20 protein-coding genes and 1 pseudogene are annotated in these 23,117 nt (G+C 40.7%); 9 read left to right on the plus strand and 12 right to left on the minus strand.

The features are described from left to right. Positions 1-233 precede the first annotated feature (233 nt). The gene (locus UYI_RS0125975; RefSeq protein WP_016869607.1) at positions 234-1,289 is read left to right on the plus strand and encodes a tellurite resistance TerB family protein; all 1,056 of its coding nucleotides are present in this window, start codon (positions 234-236) and stop codon (positions 1,287-1,289) included. Between the two features lie 70 nt (positions 1,290-1,359). Here UYI_RS0125975 and UYI_RS37795 read toward each other — a convergent pair whose 3' ends face one another. After that, positions 1,360-1,575, minus strand: a complete 216-nt coding sequence (locus tag UYI_RS37795) for a hypothetical protein (RefSeq protein WP_162140420.1) — start codon at positions 1,573-1,575, stop codon at positions 1,360-1,362. 186 nt (positions 1,576-1,761) lie between these two features. On the opposite strand from UYI_RS37795, the gene tpiA reads away from it, so the two are divergent. Beyond that, entirely contained in the window at positions 1,762-2,487 is a 726-nt protein-coding gene (gene tpiA / locus UYI_RS0125980; protein ID WP_071588885.1) for a triose-phosphate isomerase, read from the plus strand. A gap of 43 nt (positions 2,488-2,530) precedes the next feature. Further along, on the plus strand, positions 2,531-3,376 hold the full coding sequence (folP, locus tag UYI_RS0125985; protein WP_016869609.1) for a dihydropteroate synthase: 846 nt from the start codon (positions 2,531-2,533) through the stop codon (positions 3,374-3,376). 118 nt (positions 3,377-3,494) lie between these two features. On the opposite strand, the gene UYI_RS0125995 is transcribed toward folP, so the two are convergent. From UYI_RS0125995 to UYI_RS0126025, 7 genes and pseudogenes are all read right to left on the minus strand, one after another. Continuing rightward, a complete protein-coding gene (locus UYI_RS0125995; RefSeq protein ID WP_016869611.1) occupies positions 3,495-4,334 on the minus strand; it encodes an SPFH domain-containing protein in 840 nt (279 codons plus the stop codon). A 199-nt stretch (positions 4,335-4,533) separates the two neighbouring features. Beyond that, a pseudogene (locus UYI_RS0126000) lies at positions 4,534-4,845 on the minus strand (helix-turn-helix domain-containing protein); the annotation flags it as partial. 344 nt (positions 4,846-5,189) lie between these two features. After that, on the minus strand, positions 5,190-6,833 hold the full coding sequence (locus UYI_RS0126005; RefSeq protein WP_016869613.1) for an alpha/beta hydrolase: 1,644 nt from the start codon (positions 6,831-6,833) through the stop codon (positions 5,190-5,192). A 206-nt stretch (positions 6,834-7,039) separates the two neighbouring features. Then, the gene (locus UYI_RS0126010) at positions 7,040-8,536 is read right to left on the minus strand and encodes an SLBB domain-containing protein (protein WP_016869614.1); all 1,497 of its coding nucleotides are present in this window, start codon (positions 8,534-8,536) and stop codon (positions 7,040-7,042) included. A 258-nt stretch (positions 8,537-8,794) separates the two neighbouring features. Continuing rightward, on the minus strand, positions 8,795-8,962 hold the full coding sequence (locus tag UYI_RS37225) for a hypothetical protein (protein ID WP_016869615.1): 168 nt from the start codon (positions 8,960-8,962) through the stop codon (positions 8,795-8,797). Position 8,963: 1 nt separating this feature from the next. Continuing rightward, the gene (locus UYI_RS0126020; protein ID WP_016869616.1) at positions 8,964-9,938 is read right to left on the minus strand and encodes an ABC transporter ATP-binding protein; all 975 of its coding nucleotides are present in this window, start codon (positions 9,936-9,938) and stop codon (positions 8,964-8,966) included. 638 nt (positions 9,939-10,576) lie between these two features. Then, positions 10,577-10,864, minus strand: coding sequence for a Mo-dependent nitrogenase C-terminal domain-containing protein (locus UYI_RS0126025; RefSeq protein WP_016869617.1), 288 nt, complete (start codon positions 10,862-10,864; stop codon positions 10,577-10,579). A gap of 381 nt (positions 10,865-11,245) precedes the next feature. Between UYI_RS0126025 and UYI_RS33445 the strand changes: the two genes are divergently transcribed. Next, positions 11,246-12,238, plus strand: coding sequence for an XdhC family protein (locus UYI_RS33445; protein ID WP_235148020.1), 993 nt, complete (start codon positions 11,246-11,248; stop codon positions 12,236-12,238). 45 nt (positions 12,239-12,283) lie between these two features. Here UYI_RS33445 and UYI_RS0126035 read toward each other — a convergent pair whose 3' ends face one another. After that, the gene (locus UYI_RS0126035) at positions 12,284-13,534 is read right to left on the minus strand and encodes an MFS transporter (RefSeq protein ID WP_016869619.1); all 1,251 of its coding nucleotides are present in this window, start codon (positions 13,532-13,534) and stop codon (positions 12,284-12,286) included. 552 nt (positions 13,535-14,086) lie between these two features. Here UYI_RS0126035 and UYI_RS0126040 point away from each other — a divergent pair. The 3 genes from UYI_RS0126040 (at position 14,087) to UYI_RS0126050 (ending at position 17,815) form a co-directional block, all read left to right on the plus strand. After that, positions 14,087-14,713 (plus strand): nucleotidyltransferase family protein, encoded by a 627-nt coding sequence (locus UYI_RS0126040; RefSeq protein WP_016869620.1) that lies wholly within the window; start codon positions 14,087-14,089, stop codon positions 14,711-14,713. 409 nt (positions 14,714-15,122) lie between these two features. Then, the gene (locus tag UYI_RS0126045) at positions 15,123-15,809 is read left to right on the plus strand and encodes a hypothetical protein (protein WP_016869621.1); all 687 of its coding nucleotides are present in this window, start codon (positions 15,123-15,125) and stop codon (positions 15,807-15,809) included. 758 nt (positions 15,810-16,567) lie between these two features. Further along, positions 16,568-17,815 (plus strand): S-layer homology domain-containing protein, encoded by a 1,248-nt coding sequence (locus UYI_RS0126050; protein WP_016869622.1) that lies wholly within the window; start codon positions 16,568-16,570, stop codon positions 17,813-17,815. A 119-nt stretch (positions 17,816-17,934) separates the two neighbouring features. Here the strand turns inward: UYI_RS0126050 and UYI_RS0126055 are convergent, their stop codons facing one another. Continuing rightward, positions 17,935-19,251 carry a GAF domain-containing sensor histidine kinase gene (locus UYI_RS0126055; RefSeq protein ID WP_026086177.1) on the minus strand — a complete coding sequence of 439 codons (1,317 nt, stop codon included), beginning with the start codon at positions 19,249-19,251 and terminating at the stop codon, positions 17,935-17,937. A gap of 558 nt (positions 19,252-19,809) precedes the next feature. Here UYI_RS0126055 and UYI_RS0126060 point away from each other — a divergent pair. Then, the gene (locus UYI_RS0126060; RefSeq protein WP_026086178.1) at positions 19,810-20,127 is read left to right on the plus strand and encodes a DUF3155 domain-containing protein; all 318 of its coding nucleotides are present in this window, start codon (positions 19,810-19,812) and stop codon (positions 20,125-20,127) included. Between the two features lie 741 nt (positions 20,128-20,868). Here the strand turns inward: UYI_RS0126060 and UYI_RS0126070 are convergent. Both UYI_RS0126070 and UYI_RS0126075 read right to left on the minus strand, forming a co-directional pair. Continuing rightward, positions 20,869-21,399, minus strand: a complete 531-nt coding sequence (locus tag UYI_RS0126070) for a cofactor assembly of complex C subunit B (protein WP_016869626.1) — start codon at positions 21,397-21,399, stop codon at positions 20,869-20,871. 52 nt (positions 21,400-21,451) lie between these two features. After that, positions 21,452-21,799, minus strand: a complete 348-nt coding sequence (locus UYI_RS0126075) for a PadR family transcriptional regulator (RefSeq protein ID WP_009459843.1) — start codon at positions 21,797-21,799, stop codon at positions 21,452-21,454. Positions 21,800-22,429: 630 nt separating this feature from the next. Here UYI_RS0126075 and UYI_RS0126080 point away from each other — a divergent pair. Beyond that, positions 22,430-22,999: a DUF3611 family protein gene (locus UYI_RS0126080; protein ID WP_016869627.1), complete on the plus strand. Its 570-nt coding sequence runs from the start codon at positions 22,430-22,432 to the stop codon at positions 22,997-22,999. Positions 23,000-23,117: the final 118 nt, after the last annotated feature.

A 23,117-nucleotide genomic window follows, 5' to 3' on the forward strand; every position in this document is an offset into this window, starting at 1 on the left:
AAAATCTAAAATCCTAAATGGTATAACTTACGGCAAGACCTTAGCTTTACATAGTATGTCCATATAGAGTTTAGTGGTTGATGGTTTGTAAGAAGATTAAGAATAGGTTATTAACCTATAAATTCAATTATTACTACTTATAAGTCATTTTTTATTTGAGCCTAACAATTGAAGACTAATGACTTCAGGCATTGGTAAACTACCCAATAACACCAGACAACGGAGGGAAAATCATGGGTAAGTACGATAAATTTTTTGAATCAGAAGAGGTATTGGAAGAATCACTCACTCCCAATGAAGCAGTCGCAGCAGTCGCTGTTGTGACTGCAATTGCTGATTCCTCTATAGAAGATGTGGATGCAGATCTATTAACGGATATTCTATGGGGGTTTGAGGTTTTTGACGAATATTCCGATGATGAATTGCTAGAAATGATCGATAAACTCCTGTCCCTTGCTGAAGATGAAGGAGTCGGAACACTTTTTAATACTGCTTATGAATCCTTGGATGATGAATTAATACCAGATGCTTTTGCTGCGGGGGTGAGTATGCTGGTAGATGAAGAAGAACTGCGTATCCCCAGAGGGAAAGCAACTCTACTCAAGAAACTACAACAAGCCTTAGAACTAGAAGATGATGAAGCAAAGGAAATTGTAGACGAAGTTATTGCTGCTTTTGAAGAAGCAGAAGACGAAGAAGAATTACTGGATGAAGACAATGAACCATTACTAGAATCAATGGCTAGCCAGCAAATATATGAGTCACCTGCTGGTAATTTTGCAGTCCCCGTTCCATCAAGCTTGAAACAGGGTGCTAGGATTGATACCCAAGAAGGAGTAGTGACTTTTTCTGATGACCTTGGTTCCTTATTCCGAATCGATTATAGTCCCCTGCCTACTCAACAAATGGATGATATGGAAGCTGTGGGACAGGAAGAATATTTAAGGTCTATTCTTTTGAACAAGTATGTACCTAGTGCGATCGCATCTAATTTACCTAATGCTTCTGTGGATTACACGGAATACCTACCAGATGTATTAGAGGGCGCTTACTTCGCATTAGTGAATATGCCCGAAGGTTCAACAGTTCCTAAAACAGGAAACAATGGTACTGCCGTTAAATGTGATGCCTATCGAGGACTGTTAGCATTTATTGATGGAGACTTTTTGTATATAGTCAGTAGCCAACGCAGCTTTTGTGATGGTGAAACTCCCAAAGGTGTTAAACAAGAAGCCGAGAATCTTAAGCAGCAGATTATCAGTTTCGTGGATACTATCGAGTTTACTTAGTTTATGTAGGCGATCGCACTCATATATTCCGATTCAGAAGGTGGTTTGTTGTGAAAGTCGCCTTCTGTTTTTACTTAGGAACACGGAGGGGAGGTGGGGTGATGGGGAACTCACCGGCCCCCACTCCCCCAAGGGAGTGGGGATTAGGGGCAGTGGGGAGATGGGGTGATGGGGTGATGGGGTGATGGGGTGATGGGGTGATGGGGAAAAACAATTCAAAATTAGGAAAAGAGTGGGGGAGTGTGAGGGGTGTGAGGGGTGGGCATTGGAAATTACCAACAACCAACTACTAACTACTAACCACTAACCACCAACAACCAACAATCAACAACCAACAACCAACAATCAACAACTAACCATCGAAAAATGACAAATGACGATTGACAATAGCCCAAAAAATTAACAAATCATTAACAAAAAGTCCTAAACTGAAGATTGCATTGTGTATAGTTTTGAGCTTGACGAATCACCTGTGCGGAAAATAGTAATTGCCGGAAACTGGAAAATGTTCAAAACCCAGGCAGAGTCCCAGGAGTTTTTACAAGGATTTCTGCCTACCTTAGAAGATACTCCCCAAGACAGAGAAGTGGTATTATGTGTACCCTTCACTGATTTAAATCTTTTATCTAAGAGTTTGCATGGTAGCCGTGTACAACTGGGGGCACAAAATGTCCATTGGGAAGATAGTGGTGCCTATACGGGTGAAATTTCCGGGCCGATGTTGCAAGAAATCGGGGTACGCTATGTAATTGTCGGTCACAGTGAACGACGGCAGTATTTTGGGGAAACGGACGAAACCGTCAATTTACGCCTGAAAGCTGCTCAAAGGCATGGTTTGACCCCGATTTTGTGTGTAGGCGAAACCAAACAACAACGAGATGCGGGGGAAACAGAATCACTAATTATCAGTCAGCTAGAAACAGACTTAGTAAATATAGATCAGGGTAATTTGGTGATTGCTTACGAACCGATTTGGGCGATTGGTACTGGTGATACCTGTGAAGCCAGTGAAGCTAATCGAGTCATCGGTGTTATTCGCAAGCAATTAAAAAACCCTGATGTGCCAATTCAGTATGGCGGTTCAGTCAAACCAAATAATATTGATGAAATTATGGCTCAGCCAGAAATCGATGGTGTGTTAGTGGGAGGAGCAAGTCTAGAACCTGCAAGTTTTGCCCGGATTGTGAATTACAAGTGAATTACAAATAGTAAGGTGGGCAATGCCCGCCTCACATAGTGAAATGACAAGCAACTTGATTATTCGCGATCGCTGTTTCGAGTGGGGACGGCGGACTTATTTGATGGGCGTTTTAAATGTCACGCCTGATAGTTTTAGTGATGGTGGCGAATTTAATGCGATCGCTTCTGCTTTAGCCCAGGCGCAAGCACTCCAAGCAGCGGGAGCAGATATTATCGATATCGGTGGTCAATCAACTCGCCCTGGGGCAGAGCAAATTTCTGTGACTGAGGAACTCAACCGTGTTTTACCAGTATTAGAGGTATTACGCCCGGAAATTTCCGTACCAATTTCTGTAGATACCACACGTTCAGAAGTAGCGATCGCTGCACGAGAAGCAGGTGCAGATATAGTCAATGATATTTCTGGAGGCATGTTTGACCCAGAAATGCTACCTTCTGTAGCAAAGTTGGGTGTGCCTATTATTTTAATGCATATGCGTGGAACACCCCAAACCATGCAAAAAATGACTGATTATCAAGATTTGATGGGGGAGATTTACAATTTTTTAGCAGAACGAATTGCAACAGCAATAGCTACGGGTATTAATCAACAAAAAATTATCGTCGATCCTGGCATCGGTTTTGCCAAGAACTACGAGCAAAATTTAGAAATTTTTCGCCGCTTGCCGGAACTACGAAAACTGAACTGTCCGATTTTAGTAGGGCCATCGCGTAAAAGTTTTATTGGTCGCATTTTAAACCAACCAGACCCAAAAGCTCGTGTCTGGGGAACGGCAGCGGCATGTTGTGCTGCTATCTTTGCAGGAACTGATATCCTCCGGGTTCACGATGTCAAACAAATGCATGATGTTTGCTTAGTTGCAGATGCAATTTTTCGACGATCGTGATTATTTGTTGGTTGTTGGTTGTTGGTTGTTGGTTGTTGATTGTTGGTTGTTGGTTGTTGGTTGTTGGTTGTTGTTTGTTGGTTGTGATTATGACAAATGACAAATAACCAATCACTTTTTATACAGAACCATTCTCTGATTTTTTGTTATTACCTTCTTGAGATAGTGTCTCTGAGATCAAATCCATCATATCAGCAGATTTTCCTGGGTCTACAAACACGACCTTGGCATTTTCGCTTTCACCTAGTCTGTAACTAGCATTTATATAATCTTGTGCTACAAGATACCGCAAAATATCCTTATTTCCAGGGTTATCACGTAAAGCCTCAGAAATGATTTCCATCGATCTCTTAGTTCCTTCTGCTTTTTTAACTGCGGCTTGCCGTTCCCCTTCTGCTTCTAAAATAGCAGCACGGCTTTTAATTTCAGCAGCTCGCTGCTCTTCCATCGACTTTCGCACACTTTCAGGCAGAGCAATACTTTGAATATCTACACGCAGGACTTCTACTCCCCATTTGGGTGTAATAGCATTTAAGCTATCTAATATGGCTCTATCCATATCAGATCGCAAGACATTAGTTTCTTCCAAGGTGTGTTGAGCCAGCATTTCTCTAATAGTGGTTGTAGCCAATTGAGACAGTGCTGTTTGCAGATCTTCAATCTCATAATAGCTTTTCTTAATATCTTGAATCCGCCAAAACAATACTGCGTCAATTTCTACATAGATATTATCTTTAGTAATAATATTTTGAGGCTTGATGTCTAAAATTTGTTCTCTTGTGGTATCCTCCATCACAATTTGATCTAGCAAGGGAATAATAAAGTTTAGACCAGGGTCTAGTTTGCGATGATATTTACCTAAACGCTCTACAAGAGCTTCATTGCCTTCGTTAATTAATTTAGCAGAGCCTAAGGCATAGCCCATAAGCACTAAGACTATAGCAATGATTGGTTCCATATATGCTCCTAATTAAGCTTTAAGGACTTAATTCTAATCTGTCCTACTTTTGTGTCTTGATGATTTGAATATGGTTGAATGTGTAAGTTAATAGCACAAGCAGTGTGTTCAAGCAAGATACTTGAGCAAGAAGCAAGGCTAGTGAACTACCCCGACGCATAGGCGGACGGGGCTTCTGTACTCAACGACGAATGCCTTACTTAGATTTGAACTTAGGAAATCCAGCACGTTTATCAAAAAAGTTTTTATACGCTGTGGTTAGGTTGAGCGTAGTAGCTTGCAAAACTTGACTATAACAATTAGCTAACCAACAAGTATCTTCTGCTTTTTTGAGTTTTGGTAGAAGTGCGTTGAGTGCTACTTGTCCGAGTCGTTTACCCGTCTGTTTATAAGTCCCAATTGACTTGTTTAGAGCATAATTCCACCACCATCTAGCACGCCCAAATGTTTGAGCTAGCAGTATTTGTTGTTGAGATGGGTATAAACGGACTTGTACGGCTTTGTGTAGCATTCAATATCACCCCCTTAGCGTATTTAGCTTAATACTATCTATTTTTACTAGTAAAGTATGGCTGGAAAAATTTTTGGAGATTGTTCGGACATCTACAAGGGGATGGGGAATTGCGCCGTATTAGTTAAAGCACTTTCGCAGCCATAGTTGCAAGCGCTTATTTTGTGATTAAATTTACCAAGTAGTAGGGTGTAGGGGTGTAGGCAGTACGGTTCGGTTAAGGTTTAAGCGGTGTTGAGTATAGAATAACGCTGCAAACTATTGGCGGTAGAATTTAGGGTTATTAAAATAAACTCTCCCCACCTCCCCACCTCCCCACCTCCCCACCATCTAGTTTTCCCCTTTCACTGACTCACCAACTTCAACCACGGTTTAAGATTGTCTGGTAATTCTGAAACAAGACTTAACGGCAGTTGTGATGTAGAGAGAGATTGAGCGTAAGCTGGTGTCAGAAATGGTTGATAGGTTTTGGCTTCTGGTGTCTGTTGTTTGATAAACGCCAAACTGACACCTTGCAGCAACTGACGCAAAGCTTTGGTTTCTTCACCCCGCCGTTCTCTGACAATGGTAGTAGCATCACTAGCCTGATAGGTAGGATCGCTAATACTCAAGTGCGTACCACCAACAGCACTAAGTAAATATTTTTCGCCTCCTAATTGGCTAAAGGGTGTGATTTGATGCTTGAGTGCTGGAGTGAGGGCATCTTCGGTTCCAGTTAAAATAAGAACTGGTTGTTTGACTTTAGCTAACCCGTTTTTACCAAAGAGATTGCCAACAAGAGGATTGAGAGCGATCGCACTTTTTACCCTTTCATCTTTGAGCCGCAATTTTCGTTCTGGTAAAGAAGCGGCTGCACACTGCAACCAGTCACCGGGAGCTTGAGCAATACCTAAAGAATCTTTGCAGAATTGCCGCAGTTGTGGCAAGTCAACCTCTGCTCCTAGCAAAGCTAAGGCAGTATAACCGCCTAAAGAATGACCGATGACAGTAACTTTATCTGTATTTAGTTTTCCTTGCAGTTGTCCCGGTTGGTTATCCAGTTTCGCCAGTTCATTGAGTGTAAAGCTGATATCCTTGGGTCTGTCAATAAATTCAGTCTCTGGTAATAACCTCTTAAGATTGGGTTGATTTGAGTTTCTACTAATAGCTGTGACATTGCTGCCTGGATGTTCAATCGCGGCGACAGTGATACCGTAAGAGGCAAGATGACGTGCTAGATACCTCAAAAATCTACGATTTGCTCCAAACCCGTGAGAAATTACAACCATTGGATTTTGGCGATCGCCATTACTCCAATAAATATCTACAGGTATAGTCCGATTCCGTTGTCGATCTTGCAGGATGAATGTTTGTTGCTGGACTGTTTGTTGGCCAGGAGCAGCAGGATTGAAGTTAGTTTTTATTGGTGTGCTAGTTTTAGCAGCTAATTCCCGTGATAACACGGCTCCAAAAATTTGACTTTGCCAGTAACTGGGGTTTAATTCCAGTGCCACAGAGATTGCTTGAGATGCGTCTACTGTCACATTTTCTTGGGGGTAGGCCCGTAAAAAACCCAGCGCACTCAGACCGTTAACTTGCCGCAGCGCTAATTTGAGGGTTGCTTGCAGACTTTCGGCGCTACTACCTGGTATGACTGCTGTCAACGATGAGATAAATTGTTTGCCTACTGGGTTTTGTTTTAATTCTTCAACAAATTTGTCGGCAACAACTGGATCTATTTCTAGACGCTTTGTTAGTAATTCTCTAATTTGCGGTGTCAGTATAGATGAAAATATTTGCAGATTGTCTGGTAGATTTCCGGTTTTGGCAAATTTTTCTAAATCCGCGATCGCTACTGACTGTTGAAATGGCCCTAAGCGAATAGTAACTGTTTCTGCCCCTAAAGTTGCAGGCATTGCTACACCCCAACTCAAAGCTAGAGTTAGGCTACACAGTAATGACTGCCTCCAGGATACATGACGTCGCTGTCTGCCAAGCTGAAATTGCATACTAGTCACTAGTTATTGGTAATTCAATATGACTTAATGACATTGCCAATCCACAAACAGTTTCGTATCAGTGATCAGTGATCAGTTATTCAGTTATCAGATATGTGGTAAGAAAATTTGACCTGCCACCAAAACTTTCCAACAATTGATCTAGAACTTAGACCCAGGAATAAAACTGATAACTGATAACTGATAACTGTTTACTGTTAAAATCCGGTGAGTACGGATCTAATAATACCCAAGACAGTACCTATAGGATTAAAGATAGCGCCTATAGAATCACCAGTTAGAGCTGCATTAGAACGGTTAACAACTACAACATCATTATTGCGAAGTATGGGGTTGGTTTTCTCGTTAATTCCTGCGGAGAAATTAATTTTCACTCTACGCTTGGTGACAGAACCATCAGGATTGAGACGAATCAAATCAACGGTGGAACTTCTGGCTCTAGCATCATTAAATCCACCTGCTGCCAGCACAGCTTGATTCAATGTACTATTAGGCAGAACTTCCACTCTTCCTGGATTTTTGACTTCCCCTACCACACCAACTTGAATACGTGCTGGAGACAGAGTAGTGTTTGCTAGTTGCGTAGCTTCTGCTGGGTTCACTTCGGTAGCAGTGGGGATAACAATAGTATCACCATCTTGGACAATGATGTCTTGATTAATATCACCACTTTGCAGCAATTGCCAGAAATTGACCCTAATTTGTTGCTCTGTGCCAGTTCTGGTTGGTCGACGAATAACTATATCGCGAATATTAGCTTGTGGTGTGATCCCGCCAGCAAGTTGAATTGCTCGTGATACGGTAGGTTGACCAGAAATCGCTGGTGCATTAGTTCCAGTTGCGGTTCCAGTACCCGCACCCTCTGCTTGTCCTTGAGTGACAAGGTATGTGCCTGGACGGTTAACTTCACCAGTTACTGCTACTGAACGGGGTTGGGTAATATCAGCAGCAAAGCTAGCGGCGGATAAGTTACGCGCATCTGCTAAATTCAAGTCATTTGCTGTTGGTACAAAAACAGTGTCGCCATCCCGCAGAGTAACGTCTTGCGGTAAATTACCTGTTTGGATGTATTTCTTTAAATCGAGGGTAATGACTTGTTCTGGGCCGTATCCTAACCTGCGTCGTAATTGTACTTTAGTGATGTCTGCGGCTTGAGTTACCCCTTGAGCTGTTGTCAGTGCGGACATTACGGTTGGATATTGCACACCAGGATCTTGACCCGCACCTCCTGATAAGCTGAGACTATAAGCTCCTGGTCGTGACACCTCTCCGGCTACAGTTACATTAATCGGACGAGGTGACAACAAATTTACTGAAATGATGGGACGCTTCAAATAAGTTCTGTAAGCACACTCAATAACGTTAGCAGCTTGCTCTGTTGAGAGACCCTGAACAGGGACAGTGCCAATGAGAGCTAAATTGATTGCTCCACCAGGAGGAATTGTGTACTCTCCAGTATATTCCTCAACTTCAAAGACATTAACACGGATGCGATCGCCACCACCTAATGTATAACCTGAGTACGAAGCTTGTGTATTTCTACTGTCAGCCAATTCTCGGTCTAAGCACTCTTTAACAGTTGGTATCTGTGTTTGAGCCATGACCGCAGGTAAGAAATTTGTCAACGCTAGGGTGAAAAACAGCAACCCTGCCACTGGCTGACTAAAAAGTTTCCACAAACTTGTGTTAAGCATATTTACCTGAAATACCATGAGTAAAGCACTGTCTTATCAGTTTATCGTTGACTATACTTAAATATTCGGGTTCCCCAATAATATTATTTTCTGAGAAAACCCTATTCTTCAGAAAAGAGATCGTATATGCAATTTGAATTTTTAATGAAGCTAATTTCAAGCAGCTTTTTAAAATACTCTAGAATTATGAAAATATTTGTGGTAATAATTACAATCAATTTACTTGGTGGTTAGTTGTTAGTTGTTAGTTGTTAGTTGTTAGTTGTTAGTTGTTGATTGTTGGTTGTTGATTGTTGGTTGTTGGTTGTTGATTGTTGGTTGTTGATTGTTGGTTGTTGGTTGTTTATTTGTAAGATATCGATAAATCACTAATGACACTAATGACAAATGATAAATGACAAATAACCAATGACAAATGACTATCATCTTATTTTTTATACTTTTGAATCTGTTGCATAAAAAACTCTTCTAGAGATAGACGTGACAAATTCATACTAATTATTTGGCCACCCATGAGATTCAGACTTGCAAAAAAATCATAAGCGTCACCTTGCAAGTCACCTTGCCAATAACCATCAGATACAAATTCTAGATTAGGAACCCATTTTTGCAAAATTTCCCAATCGCCACCTTGACCTTTGACATAATATGTGTTGTATGTTCCCAAGAGTTCATTGAGAGAACCAGAACAAATTAATTCACCTTGAGCAAGAATAGCAATGCGATCGCAAATTTGTTCTACTTCACTTAAAATATGACTATTGAAAAAAATTGTTTTGCCTGCGGCTTTCAGCGATAGAATAATTTCTCGCATTTGCAACCGTCCTACCGGATCTAACCCAGACATAGGTTCATCTAAAAACACCACTTCTGGATCGTTAATTAGCGCCTGTGCCATACCTACACGCTGTAGCATACCTTTAGAGTAGCGACGCATTTGCTTGTGACGAGCATCAGCTTGGGATAAACCGACTAATTCTAGCAATTGAGGAATGCGTTGGCGTTGCACCTTTGTAGGAATTTGGAATAATCCAGCTGCTAGCTGGATAAATTCCCAACCCGTAAGATAGTCATAAAAATAGGGATTTTCTGGTAAATAACCAATACGTTCTTTGACTGTGCGATCGCCCAGTGGTTTACCTAAAAGTAATCCCCGTCCAGAGGTAGGACGGATAATACTTAGTAATAATTTTAATAACGTTGTTTTACCAGCACCATTTTGTCCCAGTAGCCCAAAGGTTTCCCCTTTGTAAACAGTTAAAGAGCAGCTTTTGAGGGATACGACTTTTTGATTCAAAAAAAAGCCGGTGCGGTAAACTTTTCGCAGTTCGGAAGTGAGAACCACTGGCGTCTGCTCTTGCGTATGCGGTTGAAAATCAGTAGTATCTGCAACAGGCTTCATTTTCGGTTAGCAAGTGCTAAAAGTTACACTAAAAAAATAACTACCATTCTAAAACATCCTGTTGTAAAAGAACTAGATAGCTTGGAAGAAGGCAGACGGCAGATAGCAGAAGGATGAAAAAATTTCATACTTCATACTTCACACTTCATCCTTGATATCTTTCTTGAAAATGGGTGTGGGGGCAATAAGGTTTGGTTAAGGGGAAAGGGCAAAGGGTAAAGGAGGAAAAATAAGGATTTCCCCCTTTAAGCCAACCGTATTGGGTGTAGGGGTGTAGGAGGAGTTAAATTTTCATTCCTCGTTGTGGGCAATTGCCCGTGGCGAGTGATCAGTGACTGATAATTGATCACTGTTCACTGATATTAATGAATCCAACGCATAATTAGGTATGAAGCGATCGCGATGGAAATTTCTCTAAAATTGCAACTTTGATATTATTGAAAATACTAATCAAACTTTTATTTTATCCAGAGGTTTTGCCCAAACTAATTTAGCGTTTCTTACGAGCAAAAACCTCTGGGTTTAAATGGGAACGTGCTTGTCATAAATAAATTGCCAAAGCTAATGGTGAAGAGTATTAATTAAATTCAGTCAAGTGTTAGAACAGTCAGGCTGTTATCACTCTTAACCATGAATAATTAGCAATAGGCTGTAATATCTTCACCACATTCATCTGCAAGATAGCAAAGAGCTTTGAAACGTAAACCAACAACTTCTTCATAAAGAGGATTGAGTTTACACATTGGTGGAATGTGGAAAAGCTTCCGACCAAATACTACAACATCACGTTCAAAAGGACATTGAGCAGGAATTAGTTTACATAGAAAATGAGCTAATTTAGCGTTATGAACATTAATAGATTCTAACCATTCACGGACAGGAGATAGTAAGTCGTGTCTTGTTTGGATTTGAGTAAAGCTAGTCATAATTGTTTTCCTGAGAATTTAGAATTTGTATATTGGTTGAGTTGGCTTTTTGAACCTTATTCCTATATATATACAGTTGGGTTCTTGAGTTTTATGCAAAATTATTGCAAATTTTTTTTGGATTTGAGATATCGCTTTTGGTGTATATCTCTTCTTTAGGTACACATTTAACTACAAACTCTAATAACTGGCTTCCGGATAAACTCACGCATCAATGAAAGTTTTGCGCTACAGTGGGGAAATTCGCTCTCAAATTTCCCACTCATCTATCTATATTGTCTAAATTTAGACAGCGATCGCCTTCATCCAAGGGAATCACCCAATCGGGTGATTTTATAACTGATAACTGTGTTAAGGGGTAAACATATCCACTTTTATCAAGTGCTTGCTGAAACCTTAGAAAAAACTTCCGTCGTCTTAGCTACTGTCGTCAAAACAAAGGGTTCTGTTCCCAGAGAAATTGGCGCTAAGATGCTCATCAGTAGCGATGGTAAAAGTTTTGGCACAATCGGCGGAGGTGCTGGTGAAGCCAAAGTTTATCAGCAAGCATTGCAAGTATTACAGACAGGCGAAAAGCAGTTTGTAGAAATTGATTTATCTGGTTCATCACATTCACAAACCCAGGGTGTTTGCGGTGGCACAATGTTGGTGTGGTTAGAACTCTGGTCAGGATATAAAGCTATTGAATTAGTCAAGGAAATTTTAAAAAAATTAACATTAGAGCAAACAGTAGTCTTAATTACACCCTTTGCTCCAGATGAAAAACCTTATCTGACAACAACACAAACCCTGAATTCACCACTAACACTACAAAATCAAGCTTTCATAGAACTTTTGTCACCACCACCACAGCTATTAATTAGTGGTGCAGGACATATAGCTATTCCTTTGTCCCAAATTGCAAAAATCGCAGGTTTTCAGGTAATTGTCCAAGATGATCGTCCAGAGTTTGCTACAAAACAGCGATTTCCAGAAGCTGCAATTGTAATCGCTGAACCAATTATTGCTATTCAAGAAATTTTAAATAATGTCTCTGATTTATATGTTGCTTTAGTCACTAGGGGTTATGTACAAGATTTAACAGCTTTAAGATTGATATTAAATTACCAACCTAAATATATCGGTATGATTGGCAGTAAAAAACGAATTCATACTGTGTACAAAATTTTACGTTCTGAGGGCTATTCTGAAAAATTGTTAGAGCAGATATATGCGCCTATTGGTTTAGATATCGGTGCTTTCACACCAGAGGAAATAGCTGTAAGTATCTGTGCAGAATTAATCAAAGTGCGGCGTGGTGGAAGTGGATTGTCACTGTCAATAGTCAATGGTCAATCGTCAATTGTCAATAGTAAAGAATTTATGGAATTATGAACTATTCCACCACCTCCGTTTAAGTGTGCGTCAGTATTAAAGCTATTATGAGCGCAATCGAGATGGGACTTCCTGCCAAAATAGTGGAATTGCTATCAAACCAGAAATTAACTGAATGCCGCCAAAAATAGCAAGAGATATCCCAAACCCAAAGTGCAGTAGTTCTCCAAAGATGAAACTGCCGATACCAAATCCACTGAACAGGGTAAACACTTTGAGTCCCATAGTTTGACCTAAATTATTGCCATCCCCCAAGTCAGTCACAATACCCACAAACAAAGGTTGTGTAAGGTCGTACCCCAAAGACAAGACGAGAACCGCTATCGTCGTGACATATGCGGGAATATCGAAAATCATAGCAATACCAGCTAGGGCTGCCATAACTAGTCCTGACGGAATTAGCCAACGGCGTCCCCAACGATCAACGGCTTGACCAATTAGGGAACTCAACAGTAATCCAGGAATGCCATAGCCGAGAATAGTCAAACCAATGCTCAAGGCATCCATGTTGTAACGTTGTGACAAGTACAACCCTAGCCAGGTATACACACCAGAATGGTAGATGCCATTCCACAAAACATACGCATAGGTTCGTTGTCCTCGAAAAGTAGTTAATATCTGGCTGTATCCCCTAAATATCTGGCGAATGGAAGGTAATTTTTCTACCTTGGGTGTATCGAATAGAGCGCCGTAAAGATGAAGCCGCCAAAGTACCAAAGCAGCAAGAGCAGCCGTACCAATAAACAGCAATCGCCAACCCAAAAATGGTTCAAGAATTGCGCCACCCGCAGAACCCGCCGCCATTCCCCCTTCCATAGCTGCAAACACTAGTCCTAGCTTGCTACCTCGTTGCTCAAACGGAAATAAATCACCAATCAGTGCAAAGGTGAGTGGAATAACTCCACTTGCTCCAATTCCTGTCAGTAGTCGCCAAGCCGCCATTTGCGAAGCCGTCTGAGCCGTTGCAGTTAACGCTGTGCAGATCACAAAAATGAAGAGCGAGATGCGAATTATAGACCACCGTCCGAATCGATCTGACAGCACACCGTAGAACAATGCCATCAGCGCGTAGGACAACATGTAGGCTGGAACGATAAATCCGATTTCCTGAACTGGAACGTTAAACACTTCAGCTAAACGTGGAATCAGGGGAGCGATCATATATCCCTGAAGAAAAATTAAACCGGCCGCAATCGCAAGTAAGGCAAACAGGCGTTTATGCTGCTTTAGGCGAATTGTGCGATCAGCTGCTTCAGCATGAGGTAGATGCTCAATATGCTTTTTGCGGTTTGGCATGAATTTTAAATCTCCTAATTTACTCTCCGTCCTACAGTTCTGGATGCTAAAAATTCAGAAACCACGCTCAAACAGTTAATGCCAAAAACTGCCACAGCAGCCACTTCACAAAAGTCAAATTTTCATGACAATTATGTTATCATTAATTAGTTTTTTATCAAAATTGTTACTAATCAGAATTTGTGACTTGCACCATAAAATAAACTTTTTAGTTCAAAACATGCTTCAGTGTCTGATATCCGAGTTGCTTTATTAATAATAATCATGTATGGGATAGGAGGTATTAGGCGAACATTGCTTGCCTAATAATTGCTTGTTTGATTATCATTTTTATTTAGTTGCAACCAGGCGATCGCTCTTGTATGTCAGAGCATTCATCCTATATGAAATATCATAGTGGCTCACAAACAAGTTCTTTTTCTGCTCAATTTATAGATATCACTGAAAAACCTAAATCCTTATTACGGAGATGTTTATTGGCTTCACCACCTTTCCAGATGGTTCCATTACTACCCCTGTGAGGTAATATCATTACTCTTAATGGAGAAATAATTGGCCCTGGTCGTCAACGCAGACGTTCATAACCAACAATTTGCAATTATCCTTGCTGCGGGTACTTCCACCCGCATGGGTACTTGTAAAACCACACTACCTTGGTGTGAAGGTAAGACATTATTAACCTACCAGCTAGAACAGTGGTTACTAGCTGGTTTTACACCTGTGGTAGTGTTAGGTTCACATAATCACCACAGACAAAGTGATTGTCCTCCTGGGAGTTTGGTGGTAATTAATCCTGATGCAAGTGCTGGGAAAACAACTTCAATTCTTGCAGGATTACAAAAGATTCCAACTGATGTTGAGATAATAGCAGTTTCTGCTGTTGATCAACCCAGAAAATTACAAATTTATCAGCAACTTTTGCAAGCACACAAATATCATTCAGCCTTAATTACTGCACCCATATATAAAAGTAAAATTGGTCATCCATTGCTATTTGCAAAAGAGATGCGAGTAAATTTAGAAAATATCAGCGAAGCAACTTTAGGTTTACGTCAACTTATTCAAGAGTTTTACTCATTGATTTGTAAAGTAGATTTTGATGATCCAACAGTTATATTAGATATCAATACACTCTCAGAATATTTGAAAGCAGCTATAGCATTTCTAAATCATTCGTGAGAAACAAGATCCCCGAATTTTTGAGAATTCGGGGATCTGGGCTTTACAGTAGCATTTTTTTAATAGTTAACACAACCAAAGTTTTTCATCAGTCTAAATATTACTTTGCTGTTGAGATGCTTAATTTATGAAGTTTATTTATAGTCAATTATAAGCATATAAAACTAATAGAAAAATTTCAGGAACAAATTGATGTAGTTTTGCATCATAGATATCATAAGCTATTGAACACTACTATTGAAAGTAGCTAAACTAGATAATAATGATGTGGAATAAAACTAGATAACGTAACTTTCAGCATAAAACTTCTACCATTGGTATAGACCTATAGACAGGTTGAACATAACTCAGAAACAATATTCAGTAATATCACGTCATTTAATCTACTAAGGCTAAAGAAGGACTATTTATGAATCGCTTGCTTAATTGGAAATCTGGAACAACAGCATTCATGGCAATGGTAATGTCAACCAGCGCCATAGTGCCTTTGTTTGCTCCTGTTGCAACTGCACAACAACCAGCAATTTTTACTAGACCAAATCAACCAATCAGTCAATCAAGGACAGTTTCAATTCCTCCTGGAGTTACAATTCCTGTTACTTTCGATAAAGATAGAATTGTTGTTACTCCTGACGAAACCACATCTGTAACCTTAGAAGTTGCACAGAACGTAGTAGACGGAAATCGAAATGTTCTAATTCCTGCGGGAACTAAAATTGAAGGACAATTACAACCAAGAACCATAAATGGTGTAAAAGGTTCTCAGTTTGTAGCAGAAGAATTAGTTTTTAGCGATGGTAGAAGACAGCCTATTGATGCAAATTCTCGAGTAGTTACCAGAAAGGAAACGATCAAGAAAGGAGCCAAAACTAGCACGGTATTAACAGATGCAGCTCTCGGTGCAGGTGCTGCTACTGTTATTTCTCTGCTTACAGGTAACAAAAAAGTTGAAGTCCTAGAACCTGTAGCCGGTGGTGCTGTTGGTGCTTTAGCAAGCACTTTACTACGCAGAAGAGAAGTAGAAGTTGTTGTCATCAACCCACAACAAGATTTGGATGTCACTCTCAACTCTAATTTGGTAGTATCCCGCTTCTAAGATGAACAGAAATTAAATTGTGACTTTCATCATTCTAAAAACTGATGACCCTACTTTGAGGGGTTTCCTTTGTGGAAACCCCTCTCTTATTTATGAATAAGCAGCATTAAATTATATTGGTATAATCAATATAATTTAAACGTAAAACATATTTGTGTTGTAGAGACGTGCCATGGCACGTCTCTACAGGATTGAAATGTATTGTGATTAACGTGAAATGGTATTAGATTATACGCACAGTATGACCAGTTGTAGATTTTAGATTAGGAAAAATAAAATCTTCCTCAGAATGCCCAGCTGTATGCACCTATGTCTGTAGTTGTAACCTGATTTCAGCATACAAGTATCCTTAATGACAATATAAATGACTTTATAGGTGGCAGAAGCTCTTTGTCCATAATTAGCTGAAGGCTGAAGAAAGGTTATCAAGTCAATATACAACCTCACTCTAGTGGTCTGGAGATGCAAAACCTATACACTGGCTAACACTGAAACCAGTTAGGAGCTTTTAAATACTACTTTTTAAATATATACGGAAAATTTTTGGATTTTAGCGAAACTCTTTTGGTAAGTTTGCGTCAATAAAAACTAAAGGGAAAAATGATAATTTGGCTGAATAATTCCTAGCCAAATAATAGCTTGTTGGCTGAAAAACTATCTGCTTTCTATTACCAAATAGAGTATTTTAGGAACAGTTTATTAGAGAAAATAATCTTATTAAGTAATAGAAAAAACAAAAATTTAGAGAGGAAAAATAAATGTTTACTCAATTCCGTTGGCAATCGGGATGTGCTGCTTTCATGGTTTTAGGTATTACAGCAGGTGCGATCGCGCCTTTAGTGACAGCTGCACCTTCCTTCGCCCAAACTAGTTTTTCTGATGTTTCTTCTAACTATTGGGCAGGACAATTTATTCAAGAATTAGCACAAAGGGGTGTCATCGCTGGCTTTCCTGATGGTAGCTTCCGTCCAGAAGAACCAGTGACCCGCGCTCAATTTGCTGCCATGCTCAACAAAGCTTTTCAAAAATCATCAGAACGGCAGGCTGTGAATTTTGTTGATGTTTCCAGAAACTACTGGGCATACAGTGCTATTCAACAAGCATATACTACTGGCTTTTTGTCAGGATATCCTGGAAATCGGTTCGAGCCTGGTCAAAATATTCCCCGTGAGCAAGTTTTAGTTTCGCTCGCCAACGGTCTTGACTATACTGCTAGCGGTAATGTAGACAGTACCCTGCAATTTTACAGTGATGCCAATAGCATCTCTAGTTACGCCCGTACACCCATAGCTGCTGCGACTCAAAAGCAAATTGTCGTCAACTATCCAAGTCTAAGATTCCTAGAACCACAAGATACTGCCACACGCGCCCAAGTTGCAGCTTTTATCTATCAAGCTTTGGTTAGTACTGGTCAAGTTGCAGCGATTAATTCCCCCTACATTGTCGCTGTTAATCAACAGAATCCACAAAATCCACCTGTAGCTGTGACCATTCCCCAAGGAACTGTTATTCCTGTGAAGTACGATAAAGCAGAAAAAATTCTCGTCACCAAGGATGAAACAGCACCTTTAACACTGACTGTTTCGCAAAATGTCGTTACAGATGCAGGAACAGTAGTCATTCCTGCCAACAGTCAAGTTGTTGGTCAACTTAAACCAGCTAAAGGCGGTTCTCAATTCGTGGCAGAAAGATTAATTTTAACCAATGGTCAGGAGTATCAAATCAACGCTGCTTCTGAAGTAATTACCAAAACCGAAACTGTCAAAAAAGGTATTAGTACTGGTGCAATTTTGAAGAATACTGTTTTAGGTGCAGGTGCAGCAGCTGCCGTATCTGCGGTTACAGGCGATCGCGCCATTGCCACAGAAGAAGTGTTGGGCGGTGCTGGTATCGGTGCTTTAATTGGTCTATTCTTCGGTAGAAATAGTGTTGATCTGATCGCTATTGACCCAGATACTGACCTGCAAATGACCATCGGTCAAAACTTCCAAGTTTCACTCAGATAGATAGTTGTTAGTTGTTAGTTGTTAGTTGTTGGTTGGTGGTTGGTGGTTGTTAGTTGTTAAAAGTTAGTTGTTGATTGTGTACCACTAACCACTAACCACTATCCACTATCCACTAACCATTAACCATTAGCAATTGGCAACCACACAATAAAAGTAGTTCCTGGTGTTTGAGGCGAGGTAATAGTTGAGTTTAAAGCAGGACTTTTGACTTCAATTTCTCCCTGCATTTGCTCTATTAGTTGTTTAGCAATAGCTATCCCTAAACCTGTACCAGGAATTTCAGTTTGAGCTTGTACACCCCGGTAATGCCGTTCACCCAGATGTTCTAAATCTTGGGGCGGAATGCCGGGGCCTGTGTCTGTAATCGCAACTCCTTGGAGATTATCTTTTTGTTGTCCGGCTTCTATCAATATCTTGCCACCCGCAGGAGTATACTTCAAAGCATTATCGATGATGTTGCTAAACACTTCTGTTAATGCCTTACAGTTAGCGCGTACTAACGGTAATTTAGACGGAATATTTACAGTCAGTTGCAGGTTACGTTCTTGGGCTATTGCTTGCGCTGAAATTAACAAGGGTTGCAATATATCAGCAAGATAGCAATCTGCTTCTTTCTCGCCTGTTCCTGGTAGCAATAATGGCGGTTTGTGTTCTTTTTCTACAGTTGCTTCTACAAATATTTCTTCTTGTTCTGGTAGTCTCAAAGGCGCTAAATTTTCTACCCCCAAATCAATCACTTCATCAAATTTCTTCAATAATTCTTGCAGGCGATCGCTTTCCCGCACAATACTTTCTGCTACTTCTCTATTCAGGTCTCCCGGTCGCAATCGCTTCAGAAGCAGCTTGCCAAAGGTTCGCAATGCTGTCAGAGGATTACGAAATTGATGCAACAGATTATCTAGCAAATCCTGCTGTTTTTCTTGCACAATTTGTTGTTGATGCAACTGTACCTCTAACCATGTGCGTCGCTGGTCTAAAATACAGGCTATTGCCAGTGTTCGGGCTATACTTTCTATACGACTTCGCTCCTGTTCATTCCATGCCCTATCTTCTCTGGCTGTCACCAGTAGCCCCATCATGACATCTTCATAGACCAGAGGTAAAACGATTTTGTCGCCGCTTAAAAGAGATTCTTCTGGTAAATTTTCTGAAGTTCCATCTTCTGTCTGAGAATTTTTTGATGGGACAGGAAAATCTTTTGCTGCTGTCAATAACTTTTGATTCAGTGTTGGTAATGCCAGAGCATTTGTACTTTGACCTCCAACTGCTGCTTCTGGATAAACCACCAATGGAATCAATTTCGCTTCATTTGTTGGAGCCTCTACCAATTCTTGTGTTAAATATACAACACTCAAAGACGCTCCCAGCCCTTGGACTAGTAACGCCATTTGCTCTCGACACAGAGCAATAAATTCCGAACTGGCAGACATTAGCATTTTTCAAATCTTGCTCAGAATTAGGACAAAACAGAGAAAAAGTGTGAGTTCTATATGTAACAAAGCTTAACTATATTTTGCAACTAATGCATTAATCCGAAGGCAGAGGGCAGAGGGCAGAAGGCAGAAGGCAGAGGGCAGAAGGCAGAGGGCAGAAGGGGTTCCCCACAAATTCGCTCTCCGAATCGCGAATTTGTGGGGGCCCCGCAGAAGGCAGAAGGTATTAAGTATTGGGCTTTAGAAATAACCAACTACCAACCCCTAACTACTAATGTACAGAGGCGATTAATCGCGTCTCTACCCACTAACAACCAACCACTAACCACCAACCACTAACCACTGTAGAGACGTGCCATGGCACGTCTCTACAACAAACAACCACCAACCACTAACACTGTTCATAGTACTTACCAAATTTATTTATCTACGTTAAGAGAAATTATGTTTCTTGTATCAAAAGTTTAAAAACTGTTGATCTTTTGAACTAGAACTTTTATAATTACGACGGATTTTGTAGCTATAACTACAATCTGTAGCTTTGAAGAGGAGGAAAAAAGGTTGGCAAGGAGACGAAAGCGGAAGAGCCGTCGTCGGCAAGAAGGACGTCGTATCTTAGAGCATGTGCCCCAATATAGCATTGAAAGCGGCGAAGATAAACCTGTGACAGCAGCCAGAAAATTTATTCAAGCTGAAGGGATCTTGCCACCCGCTTTGCTACTCGTAAAGCGCAACGAACATACAACAGATCGATACTTTTGGGCTGAAAAGGGGCTATTTGGCGCTCAGTATGTAGAAGAGAATCATTTCCTGTTCCCCAGTCTGAGGACTTTAGAACCTTCTACAGTCCAAGAACCGATGGCATTGGCTAGTCGCTGAAACATCTAAGGCGATTTGTAAACAGTGATTGTGGCTTTTGACAATTATTAACTGGCAAAATGCTCAAGATATATAAAAATTTAATTTTTTTTAGTTTTTAGCTAATTTGCCAGTCAAATTTAGCGGTCTGGATAAGATTAATCAAATCCTGCCAAACTATTGTGTTTGTAGGATGAGGTTTGGATAACTAAAGATGTACAAAAAGCGGGAATATAGCGACTCCTCCCCAAGCAAAGAGTTCGCATCGTGTGAATGACATGCTTAGGGGCTATTTCTCTAGTGGAAGGCAAACCACTAATTAATCTTTGTAAAATTCCAAGCCGCTTTGTCAAACAAAATATAACTTACTCTCCACAAGGATTAAAATCCTTGTGGAGAATAGTCTATGATTGGGATTAGCTATCTTTTTTCTTTCCATTTCCAACAAATGCTGCTGATAAATCTGCATTTCGTGATTTGGAGATGACCAAACAATTTTAGATTTTGGATTTTGTGAAAAGTTTGTAGACGCCTTTGCGGCAAGCAGCGCACTCCAAAGGGGGTTTCCCAATGAGCGACTGCATACACGCAAGCGCGATTTCTCCTAGAGTAGGGGTTCCCCTTAGGGCGCTGGGGCTTGGGACGTTAGCGTAAGCTCCTGGCGCCTTACTCGTGGCTCAAAGCTTTTCAAGACTGATTGATTCCACAGATCAATCAGTGGCTTGTACCATCAAGGAATTATTGGTGATCATAACTTGGTGGCTATTCGCCAGACTTTAGCTTTAATACCCTTTTTAACTCAATCAGTTCATCTCGATGGGCGGTTACAGTAATTCGACTTGAGGATGGTGATTCGCTCTGGGTTTGTTCCACCTTCAGCGACACCTTCTCAAGCTTTCCAGCTTTTTTCCAATAGAAAATCCCACTAAGAGGGGATAGCAATACCATCCCGATAAAAAAACCACTCAAGCTAGGAAAAAGTTGTGACAAAACTAATGATAGGCAAAGAATACCAGTAGCAGTTAGCACTGTCAAAAATACTGCTAAAAACCAACTGGGGCGAACATTGCCTTCAAACATAACTTGGTTTTGTTGTGGGTCTACCGCTGCCACTCGGTAAGACCTAGCTCGGAAATACTCCCTTAATTGAGACATTAAAGTAGCTTCGTCTTGCTCAGATACCAGTTGTGTAACTTCTGTACGGTCTTTAGTAGAGGCACGAACAAAGAAAAATAATCCGACCGATAACACAAAAGTGAGCAACAACGTGGATGGCAGAATAGCGGTATCCATATAGTGTTTTTACTGCTTGATTGGAGGGGACTTATTCATTATCAATTATTCGTTAATTTGTCCTCCCATTTATATACTGTTGCCAAAGACGTGCTAAATCCTGCGCTTGTGGAATCCACTCTGAAGAAACTTGGTACATCCGCCGGGGACGTCCGCGTCCTTCGAGTTTTTTCCAATACCCTGTAATGGCTTTGTAGTCTTCGAGAAACTTAATCGCACTGTAAAGTACGGTATCTGAAAGACGATAGGTGGGGTATTCAGTTTCTAAGCGTTGGATTAACTCGGTTCCGTAAGACTCCCCTTGTAATAAAACGTACAAGATATAACAAACTGCTAGTTCTTGACAAAGGTAAGTTGGCGGAGGATTCTCAAAGAATTGATATATATCCTCAAGTTTCATGGTTAGTGAAGAATGGCTAAAACAATGCCCAAGGGTTGAGCCTACAATCCCTTTTGTGAGTATATAGTGCTACTCCCTATCTGGGTAAGTATATAACGCTACTTAGGCTGGATTGGCAAGGCGCACACAATAAAATCATTCACCCAAGTTTGTAATTGTGGGAATGGCACTTCATGTACCGGAAATAAATTCCAGTGATAGCGCCTTATCAATGCGCCACTTTGGAGGTGCAAAAAAATGCACTCCTGCCCCAAGCTCTAGGCAGTGTGGTGAGGAGCAAACAGACAACAGTTTAACCATTGTCTTTGTGTTAAGTGATGCCGAGCGTGTGAGGACTGTTTAAGCATAAATTGTTGCCTTAGCAATTTTAAAGGTAAATTGCAAATTTTTCTGTAAAACTTAATAAACACTTTTTTTACAGCGATCGCACCAGTGCAAATCTTTAAAATATAAAGCATAAACCAACATCTATATATTTAGTTCCTGCACCTCTTGACACATTCAAGCCAGCATAGTCTACTGAATTTCTACCACTTTAGATGTAGAGACATGAAATAGCACGTTTCTACAAAACCATTGTTTAAGTGTCATAGTTAATCTATCAAACCCCCCAGCACATAGGTGATCAGTATGTCAGTAGACTCCCAATCATCTTCTTCTCGCCGTCAGGAAATTGCTAAAACCTTTCGCCTCGTTGGTTGGATTAGCTTTTGGATTCAACTAGTACTAGGCGTAGTTTCTACAATTATTGTGCTGTTATTCGGTATTTTCAGCCAAAGACCTGGTAGCCCTAGTAATAACCCAGGCAATGGATTTGGTGTATTTCTGGCAGTTTGTGGACTAGTTACCTTGGGTGTGGGTGTATATTTAGCTTTCCGTTATACCCGGATTGGCAGACAACTATTATCTTCTAATCCTAGCAATCACCCTAGCAAATTAGAAACAGTCCAAGTCTTACGGTTCGGACTATTAGTGAATTTAATTGGAATGTTGTTGACTCTGTTAGGAGCGCAAGCGATCGTTGGTACTTTAGTAGCAAGGTCTATATCTCCCCAAGCAATTACTACACAATTGTTTGACCCCAACCGCATCATTAGTGGTCTAGATATGCTTGTAGTGCAAGCGAACACTAATACAGTCTCTGCTCACTTTGCCGGACTTGTAGGGTCAATTTGGCTACTCAATCGTATTACGCGTTAGGTGGGAGATGGGGAGATGGGGAGATGGGGAGGTGGGGAGATGGGGAACTCACCGGCCCCCACTCCCTGTCGGTCGTGGGGATTAGGGGCAATGGGGAGATGGGGGGCTAGGGGTCCCC

It is taken from the genome of Fischerella muscicola PCC 7414, assembly GCF_000317205.1.
GTDB lineage: Bacteria > Cyanobacteriota > Cyanobacteriia > Cyanobacteriales > Nostocaceae > Fischerella > Fischerella muscicola.